Here is a 17,369-nt window from a genome sequence, read left to right on the forward strand (position 1 = left end):
GATTTATAGTGAGTCAAAACAGTAATAATGACTGCTTACTATGTTATTTAGCTGGTCAGTTGAAAGACTGAAGGCGAAGAAGAGTTTCTCTTTTGAGAACTCATTCTTCGCCTTTTTTTATTAATTTAATGTAATGGAGGAAGCTGGATGACTCATTTTATTGACAGACCCCGCTATCTATGTGCAATGGGGGGAGCAGTGGCTACTTTAAAGGCTCTACCAAAAGCAATTTCGATTATTCATGCTGCAGCTGGCTGCGGCGGCAATTTTGCCAATGCCTTAAATGGCGCTGCCGGTTATTTGGGAAGCGGTTATTGCGCTGGGCAGGCGCTTCCTAGTTCAAATGTTTATGAAAAAGACATTGTTTTTGGCGGTGAAGAACGCCTGGCAGAGCAAATTTCGAATACCTTAGAAATTGTCGACGGCGATCTATATTTTGTGGTGACAGGTTGCATGGTTGATATCATCGGCGATGACGCTATTTCAGTGGCTAAACGGTTTAAAGAACAAGATCAGCCTGTTTTTGCAGCAGAAACAGGCGGTTTTAAAGGAAATTCTTTTAAAGGCTATGATATTGTACTAAGCAAACTTTTTGCTGAATTTGTAGAAAAACAATCAGTAAAAGACAAACATATCGTGAATCTCTTTGGACTTGTGCCTGTGCAAGATGTTTTTTGGAAAGGAAATTTAAGTGTTTTAAAAGCTTTACTGCAAAAGTTAGGTTATCAGGTGAATACCTTTTTTGGCGAAGGCGAAACCATTGATAATTTGAAACAGTCTGCTGCTGCCAGCTTGAATATCGTAGTATCTGATGTATATGGCATTGAGCCAGCTAAAGTATTTGAAGAAGTTCACGGTGTCCCTTATGTGGTAGCACCGCTGCCAATTGGTGCAGCAGGAACAGAACGCTTTTTGCAAATTATCGGTGAAGCTCTTGGGGTGGCGAAAGAACGGGTGGAGGCGGTTATTGCTTCGGAAAAAGCACGTTATTACGGGTATTTAGACCGATTAGCCGATGTCTATAATGACCTTGATTTGCAACGTTACAGTGTTGTCGTAGCTGATGCGAATTATGCGGCGGCGCTGACAGGGTTTCTAGCCGATGATTTAGGCTGGCTGCCTGAACTTGTTGTGATTACCGATCAACTAGATGAAAAAGAAGAAGAGAAGGTAAAAGAAGGGTTTACTCATTTTGTATCAGGTGTGAAACCTAAAGTGGTTTTCGATACAGATACGTCAAATGTCAGCAAGCATTTCCAGACTGTATGGCCGCAAAATAGCAATTCGCGGTATTTTGATTCTTTCAGTCCGGCATTTGTTCTTGGCAGCAGTTTGGAACGTGACTTTGCCGATACCATTGGCGCACCACATCTGAGTGTGGCTTATCCTATTTCAAATCGGATTGTTCTAGATCGGGCTTATCTTGGTTACGAAGGGGCGCTGCGTTTAACAGAAGACATTTTAGGTTTGCTTGTGGGAAACCGATAATTGACAAAGCGGGAAGGGGTTTTACGACATGGATTATATTCGGGAAAAGGCGCCGCCGGTACGAGAAGATCGACTGAAGGCTTGCAATACTTATGGCGGATCTTGCAGTAATTTAGTAGATCAATCAAAAAAAGGCTGCTTGAACGGTATTAAACGAACTTTTTCACAGACGCAAGGCTGTCAGCTTAATTTAAGTCTAGCAATTTTAAATACAATTCGCGATTCTGTTGTAATTGTCCATGGACCAGTTGGCTGCGGCGGCGGGAGCTTGGCTCAAGCGGGGATTAATAAAAATTTCCAGAAGCTTCGTGACAGCCAGGCCAAAGGGTTGATCTGGGTTAATACGAATTTAGGGGAACTTGAAGTCATTAACGGCGGGGAATCGCGGCTAAGAGAAGCTATTTTACATGCTGAAAAAGAATTTCGCCCCAGCGCTATCATTATTGTAAATAGCTGCGTACCAGCCATTATTGGTGATGATATTGATGGCGTTGTGGAACAAGCGCAGAAAGAAGTCAAAGCGAAAATTGTGCCTGTTCATTGCGAAGGTTTTAAAACTAAAATTATGGCTAGCGCCTATGATGCCGTTTATCATGGGATTTTACGAAATTTAGTAGAGCCGGAAGAAGTAGAAACGGCGTATCGCCGCGATGAACAGACGGAGCTGCAGTTATTACAAGAGAAGTACCGTATTAGCCGGACTGTCAATGTGCTCAATGTTTCCTCAATGAGCCGGATTGATGAATATGAACTGGTACGCTTGCTTAAAGCGCTGGATTTAAACTTGAATATTTTGCCTTGCTATGCTCATCCAGATGATTTTAAAAAGGCAACAGAGGCGGCGCTGAATGTAAGTATTTGTGCAACTCATGATGATTATTTTGTAGGGCATCTACAAGAAAAATATCAAATTCCTTATATTTTACGGACTATCCCGATTGGCGTTAAGTATACGAATCGCTGGATTCATGATATCGCTCAATTTTTTGGTATAGAGGAAGAAGCGAAGCGGTTTATTGATCAAGAAGTGAAAGCACTCGAAGCGGCTTTAGAACCTTATCGACAGATTTTCAAAGGCAAGCGAGTATTGGTTGGCGGTGGAGAAATTCGTGTGCTGGCTAATGCTGAACTTTTGGAATATCTTGGCCTTGAAGTTGTCGGCCTACGCGCCTATCACTATGATGAATTCGGTGATGAAATGCTAGGCGAACAAGGTGAAATTCAGCAAGCTACCTTTAATGTGGCAACAGGTCAGCCCTTTGAGCAGAATAATTTGATTCACAAGTTAAAGCCGGATATATATGTCGGTCATGTGGGAACGAATGCCTGGGCAGCAAAACAGGGGATTCCGGTGATTCCTTTGTTTCATCAAAGCCAGCTTTTCCTCGGTTATTCAGGTGTTTTCGAATTTGCCCGGCGTCTGGCAAGAATACTCAAAAATCCGTCCTTCAATCATAATTTAGGAAATAACGTAAAACTGCCTTACCACAAAGCCTGGTATGACAAGGATCCTTTTTCTTATATTGATGAAGCGGCACTACTAGCGTCGCGTGATTAAACAAATGAGGGAGTGTTAGAAATGTCAAAAATTGCAAATCGTGTTACGGAATTAATTGGTCATACACCATTGTTGCGGTTATCCAGTACGTTGGAAGATGCCGTAGCTGATGTCGTAGTAAAACTGGAGCTATTTAATCCTGGCGGGAGTATTAAGGATCGTATCGGCTTTAGCATGATCAAAGATGCCGAAGAAAAAGGCTTGATTCAGCCTGATACGGTAATTATTGAACCGACAAGCGGCAATACTGGTATTGCTTTGGCCCTCATTGCCGCAGCTAAGAAATATCGTTTGATTTTGACGATGCCTGATACGATGAGTGTAGAACGACGCAGTTTACTGCAAATTTATGGCGCTGAACTTGTCTTAACACCCGGTGCTGATGGAATGAAAGGCGCGGTTCGCAAAGCAGAAGAATTGGCGGCTCAAATTCCGAATTCTTTTGTACCACAGCAGTTTAATAATCCGGCAAATCCAGCAATCCACCGGGCAACAACGGCGGAAGAAATTTGGAATGATACCGATGGCAAAGTTGATATTGTCGTCGGTGGAGTGGGAACTGGTGGTACGATTACTGGTATTGCCCAAATATTAAAACAGCGTAACCCTAAGGTGCAAGCAGTTGCTGTTGAGCCGTACGACTCCCCAGTTCTTTCCGGCGGGAAACCAGGTTCGCATAAAATACAAGGAATTGGCGCAGGATTTGTGCCGACAGTTCTTGATCTGAAGCTTGTTGATGAAATTTATAAAGTGAAAAACGAAGAAGCAATTGATACGGCGAAAGAATTGGCGCGTCAAGAAGGCGTTCTTGTTGGAATTTCTTCCGGTGCTGCTGCCTTTGCGGCATTGCAATTGGCAAAACGGCAAGAAAATAAGGGGAAATTAATTGTAGCAATTTTGCCCGATACGGGCGAGCGTTATATTAGCACAGCTTTATTTCAGGATTTCAAATAAAAAACAATAGGGAGTTGGGAGAGCATGCCTGATAAAATTGTGGCAACCAATATTCGTCGTGTTTATCAAATCAAACAAAAAAATGACGAAAAACCGACTGAATTTGAAGCGTTAAAACAATTGAATTTAACGGTAAAACAAGGTGAGTTTTTAGTCATTGTCGGGCCAAGCGGCTGCGGAAAGTCCACTTTTCTTGATATGATCGCAGGGCTAGCTCACCCCAGTTCCGGTGAAATTTTTATTGATGGCAAATTGATTACCGGACCAGCGCTGGATCGTGGGATTGTTTTGCAGGGCTATGCACTATTTCCCTGGCGCAGTGTTCGTAAAAATGTAGAATTTGGTTTAGAAATAAAAAAAGTGCCGGCCAAAGAACGGCCGGCGATTAGTCAAAAATATATTGAATTAGTCGGATTAAAAGGATTTGAAGATCGTTATCCCCATGAACTTTCCGGCGGGATGAAGCAGCGTGTAGCCATCGCCCGGGCACTAGCTTATGACCCGGAAGTGCTGCTTATGGATGAACCTTTTGCGGCAGTAGATGCGCAAACACGAGAAGTTTTGCAGGAAGAACTGCTTAGAATCTGGGAAAAAACCAAGAAGACGATTGTTTTTGTTACCCATGGAATTGATGAAGCCGTCTTTTTAGGTGATCGCGTTGCTGTGATGACAGCAAACCCTGGTACGATTAAAGAAATTGTGGAAATCAATTTACCGCGGCCGCGTGACGGGATTCGCTCTTCCGCAGAATTTGGCTGGATTCGCCATAAAATCTGGGAGCTTCTGCAAACCGATTTGCCAACAAAACAAGAAATTCCAGCTGAACAAAATATAGCTGATGAAATTTCCTCATCAGCGGCGTTGTAAGGCTGTTGGCGATTTTTATGAACAGTACGCGCGAATTTTGGAGAGCACTATTACTTAGAAGTTCCGGGATATTTGTGTTTTTACTTTTGTGGGAAGCTGCGCCGCGACTCGGCTGGGCTGATTCGCAATTTCTCCCTGCTGTCAGCACGGTTGCAGCAACGATCCTCTGGCTCTGGCAGGAGGGTGATTTGCCAATTCATATTGTCGTTAGTTTGTGGCGCGCCTTGTTCAGTTTATTCTTAGCTGCAAGTATCGCAATCCCATTTGGATTTTTATTAGAAACTTCTTTTCCAAGTCATAGTAAACGACTTGATCCTTTATTACGCCTATTGAGTCATGTCAATCCTTTTTCCCTGGCTCCTGTTTTTTTACTATTTTTTGGCATGGGAGAAACAGCAAAAATTGCAACGATTACCTTAGTTGCCTTGTGGCCTATTTTATTCCATACTGTCACAGGTCTGCGGACCGTAGAACCTTTGTTATTAAAAACAGCTGCTTCTATGAATGCCCCTCTCTCTGTTTTAATTCGCCATGTCTTATGGCCTGCTGCTTTTCCCACGATTATAACAGGACTTAGAGTGGGCGCCCAAATGGCAACCTTTATGCTGATTGGGGCCGAAATGTTAGGAGCTCATGCCGGGCTCGGGTGGCTTGTTCATAATTCCGCTATGTTATTTCAAATTCCACGGATGTATGCAGCTGGAGTTTTTATTATTTTACTAGGTGTTTTTATCAATCAGCTTTTATTAAAAGTAGAAAAAGATGTTTCCTTCTGGCGTGAATCATCACTATCCTTTGATCGGGTTAGGCAAGAGAAGGTAATAAAAGAACCAACTGTTTTTTATATGCCAATTTTGATTGGTGTAGTCGCTGGAATTCTTATTTTTGGCGGTAATGAAGTGCAGCAAGTGAATCAGCGCGGACTAACCGGTTCAATTCAGAGCAATCAAGGCGAAGCAGGCAGCGGGATGCAGCATCACAATATGCAGCATCATCACATGGAGCAAGGTGCTGCCCATTCAGGTGAGCAGCATCCGACAGTACCTACCTATAAGCCAGCCGTGGAAGCAAAATAGTGAGGAAAGGGGGATGCAAAGTGCGGCCGATTATTATTTTTTTATGCTTATGGGAAATCATTTGTCGACTGGGATTGATCAGTCCGCTATTTGTTCCTCCTTTATCTAAAGTTCTTGTAGCTATTGTTGATCTGCTTTTTTCTGGACTTTTTGTACCTCATATTTTAATTAGTTTGGAACGGGCTCTTGTCGGGTTTTTAGTGGCAGCAGTACTTGCAATTCCCGCCGGACTGCTATTAGGCGGCTGGTTTCGAAAAATTGAACTTGCCTTGTCGCCTTTATGTAATCTAGCGGAGCAAGCAAATCCTTTTATTTTATTTCATATTATTATTTTATTTTTAGGGATTGGAGAAACGGCAAAAATCAGCATGATTGCCTGGGTTTGCTTGTGGCCCATACTTTTAAATACAGCCCAGGGCTTTAGACAAGTGGATCCTACACTGGTAAAAGCAGCCCGTTCTTTTGGCCTTAACCGTTGGTCGCTCTTTTATAAAGTCATTTTGCCAGCGGCGGCGCCTGCCATTTTTACAGGCCTTCGCCTGAGTGCTGGCTATTCTTTCTTCTTACTCATTGTAACGGAAATGATGGGATCTAGCTCCGGACTTGGCTGGTTCATTTTGTATAGTCAAGAAAACTATCATATTGAGTGGATTTTTTCAGGTGCCATAGTGATTGCTTTGCTTGGAGTCATGATTGATTTTATATTGAAGCAGATTGAAAAACGAGTCGTTATTTGGGAAAGCGGCAGGGGGTGATCATATGTCAATTCAGGTTGCCATAGCAAGCGCTAGTGGGACAGAGATTGATCAGCCTTTTGGGAAAACAAATCAATTTTTTGTTTATGAACTTTCTGGTGATCAATTTGAATTTAAAGAAACTAAAATAGTTGCTTGCGATGAAAGCAAAAACAATAAAGAAAATTTAATAAAAATAGCTAAATTGTTAGATGAATGCGAATTTGTTTTAGCAAGTAAATTCGGCCCAGGTGCTATCACTCTCTTAGAAGAGCGAGGCATTTGGACAGTGACAGTCGAAGGACCGATTGATCAAGCTCTTGACTGGGTACGGTGGACTCACCGTAAACCGCGAAGCAGTCGTCCAAAACGGACTAGATCGATACGATAAGGGGTGTTAACGATATGGCTGATAATCAAGTAAGACAGCATGGTTTTGATACAATTGCAGTTCATGAAGGGCAGGTGCCTGATCCGGTGACTGGCGCCCGGGCTGTGCCCATTTATCAAAGTACTTCTTTTGTTTTAGGTGATACTAAGCGGGCTGCCAGGCTTTTTTCGCTTGATGAAGTAGGCAATGCTTATACGCGCATGATTAATCCGACACAAACGGTATTTGAAGAAAGAATTGCAGCCCTTGAAGGCGGCATCGGCGCTCTTGCTGTTGCCTCAGGACAGGCGGCCATTACCTATTCGATCCTGACCATTGCCGAAGCGGGCGATGAGATTGTGTCTTCAACAGCACTTTATGGCGGGACATATAATTTGTTTCATCATACATTGCCGAAATTGGGGATTAAAGTTCATTTCGTAAACCCGGATGATCCGGAAAATTTTCGTAAGGCGATTACGCCGAAAACGAAAGCGCTCTATGCTGAAATTATTGGTAATCCGCGGATTGACATTCTAGATGTAGAAAATGTAGCAAAAGTTGCTCATGAAAATGATATTCCTTTGATTATTGATAATACCTTTGCTACCCCTTATTTAAGCCGTCCCATTGAATGGGGTGCTGATATTGTAGTCCATTCGGCAACAAAATTTATTGGCGGTCACGGGACTTCCATCGGTGGCATCCTTGTTGATTCCGGAAAGTTTAACTGGAATAATGGCAAATTTCCGGGTCTCGTCGAGCCTGATCCCAGTTACCACGGTCTTTCCTATGTTGAAAAATTTGGCCCGGCGGCCTATATTCTTAAGGCGCGGGTTTCGCTGCTCCGCGATACAGGCGCTGCCATCAGTCCTTTTAATTCATTTTTGTTTTTGCAAGGAATTGAAACCTTGTCTTTGCGTCTTGACCGCCATGTGGCGAATGCACAAAAGGTAGCCGAGTTTTTAGAGCAGCATTCAGCAGTTACCTGGGTCAATTATCCAGGTCTTAAAACAAGTCATTCCTATGAGAAAGCGCGTAAATACTTACCAAAGGGGCCTGGGGCAATCCTGACTTTTGGCATTAAAGGCGGACGAAATGCGGGAACGAAATTGATTGATCATATTGGGCTCTTTTCCCACTTAGCAAATGTGGGAGATGCGAAATCACTGATTATTCATCCGGCTAGTACAACTCACCAGCAATTGAGTGAAGAGGAACAGATTGCTAGCGGTGTAACAGAAGATTTGATTCGACTGTCCATTGGACTCGAAGATATTGATGATTTGCTCTATTATCTAGATGAGGCGCTTGCTATTAGCCAGCAGTAATAGTAAGGCTCCTGTCTCAATTGGCAGGAGCCTTACTTTAAAACAGATCAGAAGCTTTATAGAGAGCGGGTGAGATATTGAATTTTAGAAGTTATATTTTTATATCAGTTCTTATCGCTTTTTTGGGAATTATTGGGTTGCGTTTTGGTGTGAATCACCCAAGCCAGAGCCAGGCTCCTGTTTTACAACATACCATGGAAAATCATACCAATCATAATCAGTAAGGAGTGTGGGGGCTTTGCGACAGAAAAAAATCATTCAGTGGATTTCCGTGCTTGTCAGTATCAGTTTGCTTCTGTTACCTTTGGTTTTTCCTATATGTGAAGTCGTAGCTGGAAAACCTCCCATGCGTTGCTATTATACCTTTCAGGCAGAATATATTCTCGCTATTTTAGCGATTATCATTTCACTAAGTCTATTTATTACCAAAACAAGGGAAGCAAGGAAATTCAATCACTTCTTTTTAAGTATACTAGGTTTATTTGCCATTGTTTTGCCGCAATCTTGGGCGATTGGACTTTGCAATCATGGCGATAGTCCTTGCCATTTGACGGCTCACGTAGAAACAGGAGCGGCCATTCTTTTAATTCTTGCTGGAATCAGTGGGATTTGGCAGGTGGTAAAAGAAGAAGACAAAGATCGTGAGGATCACTTGTTATGATCCGAATCATTTTAAAATCATTATGGTATCGGCGTGTACAAAATTTGTCGCTTGTGTGTGCTTTAGCTGTCGGTATTTTACTTGTTTTTGCTGTTTTTCTATTAGAACAAGGTGTAAATAATGGAATGGAAACAGCTAAGCAGCGTTTAGGGGCTGATATTTTAGTTGTTCCAAATGGCGTAGCTGTAGATCCCGGAGAGATCCTTTATGGCGGAGCGCCGCAAAATATTTATATGAATCAATCGGTGGAGGCCGCGGCATCTCAGATCAAAGGCGTAAGAAAAATTACTAGTCAATTTTTTACGCAAAGTCTAACAGAAGATTGCTGCGATATTGGCACTGTGATTCGCTTAATTGGTTTTGATCCGCAAACAGACTGGCTGATTCAGCCATGGCTTAAAAATATTTCTAAGGTAGAACTTGCTGACGATGAAATCATTATTGGTAAAGAAGTAAATAGTTTTGAAGGTCGTAAGATTAATGTGCTTGGGACTACCTTTACTGTTGCGGCAATTATGGCTCCGACAGGCACGGGTCTCGATTATTCGATTTTGATGAATCAAAAAACAGCACGGGCTATTGCGGCAAAGTCACCATATCTACAAGCTGTTTGGCAAGAAAAAGGCACGCCGGACAAGTTGATCTCTGCTATTTTAATGGAAGTAGAGCCTGATGCTAATATTGGTGAGATCATTGCAAAATTGGAAAAAATAGCACCTGTTCATGCCTATTCTGCTGCTGAGGCAAAGCGTCATACTTATGAACAGCTTACTGTTATTGGATCACTGCTCTGGGCAGTGGCTCTAATTGTTGTAATTTCAGCGGTCATTCAGCTTTTTTCCCGCCTCTACTCTCTGACGCTTGAAAGACAGGGGGAATGGGGACTTTACTTAGCTCTTGGGCTTACAACGAAGGCGCTTGCCCGCATGATTATTGTAGAAACTAGCTTGCTTTGTTCACTAGGGGCCTTAATTGGATTCATTGGCGGTTACCTTTTTTATTTAGGAGCGGTGCGCTTCATATTAACCTATGAATCTTTCCCGTTTATTTATCCGGATTTTCTTGTCGTTGGCAAAATAGGGGTTCTGCTTTTTTTAGTTTGGCTGGCGATTGGTCTTTTAGCCGCGTGGATTCCCGCATATCGGAGCAGTAAAGTGGAGCCAAGTTTGGTTATGACACGGGGAGAGTTTGATTGATAGGAGATGGAAAATTGGAATCTTTACTGGGAATTCGCCAGATTAAAAAATTCTATGGCCAAGAAACTATTTTATATGATGTTTCATTTCAGCTAGAAAAAGGCGAAATGATATCCATTGTTGGTGAATCTGGAACAGGGAAAACAACACTGTTGTCTATTTTAGGCTTATTGCAAAACCCCAGTGCAGGTGAAATATGGTTTAAAGGACAAGAAGCCGGGGCGCTTAGCCCGTCAGAGCGAGCAAAGCTGAGAAGTTTTAATATTGGCTTTGTTTTTCAAAGAGCGCGTTTAGTCGGATCGCTTACGGCACTGGAAAATGTACTGGTTCCTTCTTGGCTATTTCAGCAGCAAAAAGCGGAAAAAACGGCGACAACGGCTAGAGCTGAACATTTGCTGCGCGAGTTGGGGCTTGGACATCGTCTTACCTATTTGCCGGAGCAACTGAGTATTGGGCAGATGCGGCGTGTTGCTCTGGCTAGGGCGCTGCTCTTAGAACCTGAGATCATTTTGGCGGATGAGCCTACAAATGATTTAGATGCAGATTCAGCTGTCACTGTGATGGAATATCTAAAAAAGGCGCAACGAAACGGAGCCGGCGTTGTCATTGTCACCCATGATTGTCGGCAGGCTGCTTTAGCTGACCGTAGATTTGAATTAAAAAAAGGCTTGCTTCAATTAATATGAGTACAAAGTGATGATATTTCTTTTCTTTAACTGGTATACAGGGAGTGGCGCATGTGAAAAAGTGGTTCAAAAGAATTTTTTCTGTATTTTATCGGCTACTAGCAGTTTTGCTTTTTTTGCTGCTATGGGAAGTGGCGCCAAGAATTGGTCTGGCTGATCCGACTTTTTTGCCGCCTTTTTCGAAAGTTTTTGCTGCTTTTTGGAGTTTGCTTCTTAGCGGTGAATTAATTAAGCATATTGCCGTGAGCCTTAGACGTTCGGTCATTGGTTTTGGTCTTGGTCTGGCGATTGCAATTCCTTTGGGACTTTTAATCGGGTGGTTTAGAGGTTTTGAACGGTTTATTGATCCTTTACTGCAGACTTTTCGGCAGACTTCAACGTTAGCCTTGTTTCCTGTCTTTATCTTGCTCTTTGGGATTGGCGAAGTTTCGAAGGTTGCGATTATTTTCTGGGGTGTGCAGTGGGCAATTTTACTGAATACCATTGCTGGGGTTCGCAGTGTCGATCCGCTGTTAATTAAATCGGCTCGCTCGATGGGGACATCTCAATTGACTATTTTTAGCAAAGTCATTGTGCCGGCTTCAATTCCAGCTATTTTTACAGGTATTCGTTTAAGTGCTACCACTTCTATTTTGATTTTGATTGCAGCGGAAATGATTGGCGCCAATGCCGGCCTCGGTTTTTTACTCTATGATGCAGAAGTGAAATATCAAATCCCTACAATGTATGCTTCTATTATTACCATGTCAATGCTAGGCGTGGCTCTAAATTATACGTTGGTGGCTCTTGAAAAACGCGTGACACGTTGGAAAGAAGATCCTGTTACCGGAAGCTGAAAAGCATAGGCAGTTGACTATAAGTAAAGTGAGTTGAAAGCTGATGATTCGCATTCAGAATGTAAGTAAAATGTATCAAACACCGCAAGCAACTGTTCATGCGCTTCAAGACATTAATCTAGAGATTAATGACGGTGATATTTTTGGAATTATCGGGTTTAGCGGTGCTGGAAAATCAACTCTGATTCGTTGTTTGAATCGACTGGAAGAGCCGGATTCTGGCAGCATTTTAATTGGAAGTCAAGATATTATTACGATGGATAAACAACAGCTGCGACTGGCTCGCCGCAAGATCGGCATGATTTTTCAACAGTTTAATTTGTTTGATGCCAAGACGGTTTTTGATAATGTGGCCTTTCCGTTAAAGGTGGCTGGTTATTCGCAAACAGAAATTGCCAAACGTGTTGCCGCCATTCTGGAACTCGTTGATTTGACAGACAAAGCAAATGCCTATCCATTGCAATTGAGCGGTGGACAAAAGCAACGTGTAGGGATTGCCAGAGCTCTTTCAAATGAACCAGATGTACTTCTAAGTGATGAAGCAACTTCGGCCCTTGATCCGCAAACAACCTATTCTATTCTAGAATTATTGAAAGCTATTAATCAAAAATTGGGGTTAACAATTGTACTGATTACTCACGAGTTAGATGTTTTAAAGCATATTTGCAATCATATGGCTGTCATTGAACAAGGGAAGATCGTAGAAACAGGAACTGTGGATAAATTTTTTATGAATCCAGAAAGTGACACGGCTAAAAAATTTGTGCAGATTCTGCAAGGGTTTCAATCAAAGCGGATTTTTCGGGAGGGAGAAGGCATTTGAATGATGACTTATTAGACTTATTATTTATCGGTCTTGGCGATACGGTTTATATGGTGTTACTGTCGACCTTAGCCGCCTTGGTTTTGGGGTTGCCGCTAGGTGTTATTTTAGTGATTACCGAGAAAGGAAATTTATTGGCATCGCCTAGGATTAACAAAATATTAGGAACGATTATTAATATTTTTCGATCCTTTCCTTCCATTATTCTGATTGTAATTTTATTGCCCTTATCTCGTTTATTAATTGGCACGACACTTGGGGCTACGGCAGCGATTGTACCGCTTTCGATTGGCGCAGCGCCTTTTTTAGCACGTATTATTGAGAATTGCTTAAAAGAGGTGGGGATTGGAAAAATTGAAGCGGCTGTAGCGATGGGAGCCACGCCTTTTACTATTATCACGCAAGTTCTGATTCCAGAAGCACTGCCCTCTTTAGTCCGGGGTGTCACGCTGGCAATTATCGCGATTACTGGTTTTACTGCTGTGGCTGGCGCCATTGGCGCTGGCGGTCTAGGAAGTCTCGCGATTCGCTTTGGTTATATGCGTTATCGTGATGATGTGATGATTGCCACTGTTATTATTTTAGTCATTTTAGTACAAGGCATTCAATGGGGAGGTGATTGGCTCGCTAGGCGGATTAATCGTAAACGTTATAAGTTTGAATAAAGGATAAGAGAGAAGGATGATGGGGATGTTCACAAAGAAAGTTTGGAAAAAACTGATTATCATACTTGGTGTTGTTGCATTAGCCACGAGTATGGGAGGCTGCGGCAGCGACAAAAAAGAAAGCACTCAGACTACAGGAAAATCAGAAGTAACTGTCAAAATTGGCGCAGCCGTTGTGCCTCATGCTGAAATCTTAAATTTTATTAAACCAAAATTAAAAGCAGAAGGAATTAATTTAGAGGTCGTTGTTTTAGATGATGAAGGGCAATTAAATCCTGCTCTGCAGAATAAACAGATTGATGGTAATTATTTTCAACATTTGCCTTATCTTGAGTCTGTTGCGAAGGAAAAAGGTTATGACTTTACAGTGGCAGCTAAGGTTCACGTAGAACCAATTGGCTTTTATTCACAGAAGGTTAAATCAAAGGATGAGTTGAAAAATGGCGCCACTATTGCAATATCGAATAACCCTTCCAACGAATATCGGGGGCTTATTTTGCTCCAGGCCAATGGATTAATCAAATTAAAAGAAGGGTTAGCTACTTTTGCCGCGACACCGCGTGACATTGTCGAAAATCCGAAAAACTTAAAATTTGTTGAGGTCGATCCGGCACAACTGACTAGAGCTTTGCCTGATGTCGACGGAGCTGTTATCAATACCAATTATGTGCTAGAAGCAAAAATAGATCCTAAAACAGCTTTATTTCGTGAAGATGCTAATTCCCCTTATGCCAATGATCTTGTCGTAAGAAAAGGGGATGAAAATCGCCCGGAAATCAAAAAAATTGCTGAATATTTAACTTCGCCAGAGGTGAAGAAATTTATTCAAGATAAATATGGCGTAGCCGTAGTTGCCGCTTTTTAGAAAAAATTATACTCCATTCCATTGACAGAAAGATAAAGCAATGTTACACTATTAACAATTTCATAGCGAAACTCTTATCAAGAGTGGTCGAGGGACTGGCCCGATGACACCCGGCAACCGGCGTTTTTACGCGTAAGGTGCTAAATCCAGCAGGAGAAATCCTGAAAGATGAGAGAAAGGAAGTTATGTCCCTTTCCTCATGGAAAGGGACTTTTTGTATGCATTGCAGTAAAAGTAAATGTTTCTAAAGTGAGTTTTACAACAGGATGGAGGAAAATCATGAAATTGAATTCGAAAATTGTGCACATTGGTGTACGCAGCGATGAGAAAACAGGAGCAATTAGTACGCCGATTTATCAAACAGCATCTTTTGCCCATCCCGCAGTGGGGCAAAGTACTGGTTATGATTATACGCGCACAAAAAATCCAACGAGAGAAGTTTTAGAAAAGGGAATTGCAATTTTAGAAAATGGTGCAGGCGGTTATGCCTTTGCGACTGGGATGGCGGCTATTACGGCAGTGTTGATGCTGTACAAGGCGGGCGATCATATTGTGGTGATTCAGGATTGTTATGGCGGAACTTATCGCGTCATTGATAAGGTGTTTGCTCCCTTTGGCTTGACCGCAACTTATGTTGATGCTACTGACGTAGAAAATATTGCGGCAGCCATCCAAGCTAATACCAAGGCAGTTTTGATTGAAACGCCTACCAATCCGTTAATGAATATTGTCGATATTGCGGCAACAGCAAGGCTTACGAAAGCGAAAGGTATTCATTTGATTGTTGATAATACCTTTTTAACGCCCTGTCTACAGCGCCCCTTAGAACTGGGCGCCGATATTGTGCTTCACAGCGGTACGAAATATTTAGCAGGTCATAATGATTTATTATGCGGCCTTGTTGTAGCTAATGATCCCGAACTCGCTGAAAAAATTCAATATATCCAAAACGCTACAGGCAATATTTTAAGTCCTGGCGATAGTTGGCTGCTGATTCGCGGCATGAAAACCTTAGCGCTTCGGATGCAGCGTCACAATGAGAATGCTCAGGCTGTAGCTGAATGGCTTAACCAGCATCGTCATGTAACGAAAGTCTATTATCCTGGTCTAGCGGAGCATCCCGGCAAGGCGGTTCAAGATAAGCAAGCTTCTGGTTATGGTGGTATGGTTTCTTTTACGGTGGAGCGACCGGAACTTGTGCTGCAAGTACTCGAAAAAGTGAAGTTCATTCAATTTGCCGAAAGTCTCGGCGGTGTTGAGACATTGATTACTTTTCCGGCGAAACAGACCCATGCCGATATTCCGGTGGAAACAAGAGCTAAATTAGGTATTGATGATTGCTTGCTCCGCCTTTCTGTTGGCGTGGAAGATGTGACGGATATTATTGCCGATTTGGATCAGGCTCTGGAATAAAAATTGTTTTATGACTATTAATAGGTGTTAGGAAAAAGGAGACGAAGAAATTATGCAGAGAATTCAAAAGTACGCTTCCGAAAAAGCAAGTCATTTTACAGAGTCTGTAATCCGTGATATGACACGGGTAGCTGTAAAACATGGCGCAATTAACCTCGCGCAAGGCTTTCCCGACTTTCCAGCGCCTGACGCGATTAAACAAGCTGCAGCTGACGCAATTTTTAATGATCATAATCAATATGCGATCACTTGGGGAACAAAGGATTTACGCGATGGCATTACGGCAAAAGTAAAAAAAGAATATGGTATCGAAATTGATCCGGAAAAACAAATTACCGTTTGCTGCGGCTCCACGGAAGGGATGATCGCCACCTTACTTGCCACGATTAATCCTGGCGATGAAGTCATTGTTTTTGAACCTTTCTATGAGAATTATGGCGCTGATGCTGTTCTATGCGGCGCGACTCCAAAATATGTGACGCTCCATACCCCGGATTTTCACCTCGACTTAGATGAATTAAAAGCAGCTTTTTCTGATAAGACGAGAGCGATTATTATTAATACGCCTCATAATCCTACCGGTAAAGTGTTTTCAGCGGAAGAATTGCAAGTGATTGCTGAGTTATGTCAAAAGTATGATGTTTTGGCAATTACTGACGAAATTTACGAATATATCCTTTATGATGGCGCTAAACATATTCCGCTTTATAATCTGCCGGGGATGGCTGAACGGACGATTATTATTAACAGCACCTCAAAAACTTATAGTGTGACTGGCTGGCGTATTGGCTATGTGATTGCTTCGCCGGAAATTACCGATTCGATTCGTAAAGTTCATGACTTTTTGACAGTTGGCGCCGCTGCTCCCTTACAGGTTGCTTCTGCCGCAGCTTTGCGGTTCCCTGACTCCTATTATCAGGAGCTAGGAGATTTTTACGCCGAACGCCGTGATTTGCTTCTAGGAGCGTTAGAATCAGTGGGTCTTCGTTGTGTAAAACCGCAGGGAGCTTACTATATTATGGCGGATATTCGTTCTTTAGGGTGGTACGATGATGTAGAATTTTCCTTCTATCTGACCCGAGAAATTGGTGTTGCGCCTGTACCTGGTTCCAGTTTTTATCGTCCCGACAGCGCTGATGCCCATACTTTTATTCGGTTTTGCTACTGCAAAAAAATCGAAACATTAGAAGCGGCTGTAGCAAGATTGAAGAAAGTAAGTTTACAGCATAAGTAGAAAACGTACTGTTGATAAAAAGTGCATTTGTGCCTACGCTAAGGCATAAATGCACTTTTGTTATGTCCAGGTTGATTCATAACTTTTACTGTTGTTTTTTATTTGACCGTAACAGTTCATCTTATGTGTTTAAAAAAATAGTGCATTGGTTTAAACAATATTTGATTTTTGACAGGAAGTCTTACAAGGGGTATATTATTTATAATTACAATTGTAATCTTTAGGAGTGGAAAGCTTTGAAAACGTTACCGCAAATCTCGGACATGGAATGGCAAGTTATGAAGATTTTATGGGCAAAGGCACCGCTTACAGCCAACCAAGTCATTAAGCAAATCGAAGGGATTATGCCATGGAAGCCCAAGACCGTTAAAACAATGTTGGGAAGACTGGTAAAGAAAAAAGCCGTCGCTTTTCATGTCGAAGGCCGGGAATATGTGTATTATCCCCTTGTGGCCGAAGTCGATTGTATAAAAGCGGAAAGCCAGTCCTTTTTAGACAAAGTATTTTCTGGCGCTTTGAATGTGATGTTTGCCAATTTTTTAGAGGAACAGCAATTGTCAAAAGAAGAAATAGCTGAACTGAAACGCATCCTAGATCAAAAGAAAAAATAAA

Annotated in this window: 19 protein-coding genes and 1 riboswitch; all 19 genes read left to right on the top strand. The window is 42.2% G+C overall.

Features of this window, described 5'->3' with window-relative positions:
- Positions 1-147: 147 nt before the first annotated feature.
- Positions 148-1,488, top strand: coding sequence for a nitrogenase component 1 (locus AC0NJP_RS13560; protein ID WP_474700139.1), 1,341 nt, complete (start codon positions 148-150; stop codon positions 1,486-1,488).
- A 28-nt stretch (positions 1,489-1,516) separates the two neighbouring features.
- The gene (locus tag AC0NJP_RS13565) at positions 1,517-3,046 is read left to right on the top strand and encodes a nitrogenase component 1 (RefSeq protein ID WP_474700140.1); all 1,530 of its coding nucleotides are present in this window, start codon (positions 1,517-1,519) and stop codon (positions 3,044-3,046) included.
- A 21-nt stretch (positions 3,047-3,067) separates the two neighbouring features.
- The gene (cysK, locus tag AC0NJP_RS13570) at positions 3,068-4,000 is read left to right on the top strand and encodes a cysteine synthase A (RefSeq protein ID WP_474700141.1); all 933 of its coding nucleotides are present in this window, start codon (positions 3,068-3,070) and stop codon (positions 3,998-4,000) included.
- Positions 4,001-4,024: 24 nt separating this feature from the next.
- A complete protein-coding gene (locus AC0NJP_RS13575; protein ID WP_474700142.1) occupies positions 4,025-4,867 on the top strand; it encodes an ABC transporter ATP-binding protein in 843 nt (280 codons plus the stop codon).
- Between the two features lie 74 nt (positions 4,868-4,941).
- Positions 4,942-5,943 (top strand): ABC transporter permease, encoded by a 1,002-nt coding sequence (locus tag AC0NJP_RS13580; RefSeq protein WP_474700143.1) that lies wholly within the window; start codon positions 4,942-4,944, stop codon positions 5,941-5,943.
- 20 nt (positions 5,944-5,963) lie between these two features.
- Positions 5,964-6,698 carry an ABC transporter permease gene (locus AC0NJP_RS13585; protein WP_474700144.1) on the top strand — a complete coding sequence of 245 codons (735 nt, stop codon included), beginning with the start codon at positions 5,964-5,966 and terminating at the stop codon, positions 6,696-6,698.
- Between the two features lie 4 nt (positions 6,699-6,702).
- Positions 6,703-7,068 carry a NifB/NifX family molybdenum-iron cluster-binding protein gene (locus AC0NJP_RS13590; protein WP_474700145.1) on the top strand — a complete coding sequence of 122 codons (366 nt, stop codon included), beginning with the start codon at positions 6,703-6,705 and terminating at the stop codon, positions 7,066-7,068.
- A gap of 14 nt (positions 7,069-7,082) precedes the next feature.
- Positions 7,083-8,378, top strand: a complete 1,296-nt coding sequence (locus AC0NJP_RS13595; protein ID WP_474700146.1) for a homocysteine synthase — start codon at positions 7,083-7,085, stop codon at positions 8,376-8,378.
- 77 nt (positions 8,379-8,455) lie between these two features.
- Positions 8,456-8,602: a hypothetical protein gene (locus AC0NJP_RS13600; protein WP_474700147.1), complete on the top strand. Its 147-nt coding sequence runs from the start codon at positions 8,456-8,458 to the stop codon at positions 8,600-8,602.
- Between the two features lie 14 nt (positions 8,603-8,616).
- The gene (locus tag AC0NJP_RS13605; RefSeq protein ID WP_474700148.1) at positions 8,617-9,039 is read left to right on the top strand and encodes a DUF4418 family protein; all 423 of its coding nucleotides are present in this window, start codon (positions 8,617-8,619) and stop codon (positions 9,037-9,039) included.
- Positions 9,036-10,235, top strand: a complete 1,200-nt coding sequence (locus AC0NJP_RS13610; protein ID WP_474700149.1) for an ABC transporter permease — start codon at positions 9,036-9,038, stop codon at positions 10,233-10,235. Before AC0NJP_RS13605 ends, AC0NJP_RS13610 begins: the two co-directional genes overlap by 4 nt.
- Before the next feature lie 14 nt (positions 10,236-10,249).
- Positions 10,250-10,921 carry an ABC transporter ATP-binding protein gene (locus tag AC0NJP_RS13615; protein WP_474700150.1) on the top strand — a complete coding sequence of 224 codons (672 nt, stop codon included), beginning with the start codon at positions 10,250-10,252 and terminating at the stop codon, positions 10,919-10,921.
- Between the two features lie 53 nt (positions 10,922-10,974).
- Positions 10,975-11,757 carry an ABC transporter permease gene (locus tag AC0NJP_RS13620; protein ID WP_474700151.1) on the top strand — a complete coding sequence of 261 codons (783 nt, stop codon included), beginning with the start codon at positions 10,975-10,977 and terminating at the stop codon, positions 11,755-11,757.
- 43 nt (positions 11,758-11,800) lie between these two features.
- On the top strand, positions 11,801-12,580 hold the full coding sequence (locus AC0NJP_RS13625) for a methionine ABC transporter ATP-binding protein (protein WP_474700152.1): 780 nt from the start codon (positions 11,801-11,803) through the stop codon (positions 12,578-12,580).
- Positions 12,577-13,245, top strand: coding sequence for a methionine ABC transporter permease (locus AC0NJP_RS13630; RefSeq protein ID WP_474700153.1), 669 nt, complete (start codon positions 12,577-12,579; stop codon positions 13,243-13,245). Before AC0NJP_RS13625 ends, AC0NJP_RS13630 begins: the two co-directional genes overlap by 4 nt.
- 25 nt (positions 13,246-13,270) lie before the next feature.
- The gene (locus AC0NJP_RS13635) at positions 13,271-14,110 is read left to right on the top strand and encodes a MetQ/NlpA family ABC transporter substrate-binding protein (RefSeq protein WP_474700154.1); all 840 of its coding nucleotides are present in this window, start codon (positions 13,271-13,273) and stop codon (positions 14,108-14,110) included.
- Positions 14,111-14,181: 71 nt separating this feature from the next.
- Positions 14,182-14,285: riboswitch (SAM riboswitch) on the top strand.
- Positions 14,286-14,389: 104 nt separating this feature from the next.
- Entirely contained in the window at positions 14,390-15,523 is a 1,134-nt protein-coding gene (locus tag AC0NJP_RS13640) for a trans-sulfuration enzyme family protein (RefSeq protein ID WP_474700155.1), read from the top strand.
- A 52-nt stretch (positions 15,524-15,575) separates the two neighbouring features.
- Positions 15,576-16,757: a pyridoxal phosphate-dependent aminotransferase gene (locus AC0NJP_RS13645; protein ID WP_474700156.1), complete on the top strand. Its 1,182-nt coding sequence runs from the start codon at positions 15,576-15,578 to the stop codon at positions 16,755-16,757.
- 263 nt (positions 16,758-17,020) lie between these two features.
- On the top strand, positions 17,021-17,368 hold the full coding sequence (locus AC0NJP_RS13650) for a BlaI/MecI/CopY family transcriptional regulator (RefSeq protein ID WP_474700188.1): 348 nt from the start codon (positions 17,021-17,023) through the stop codon (positions 17,366-17,368).
- Position 17,369 lies beyond the last annotated feature (1 nt).

It is taken from the genome of Pelorhabdus sp. sgz311002 (assembly GCF_056134285.1).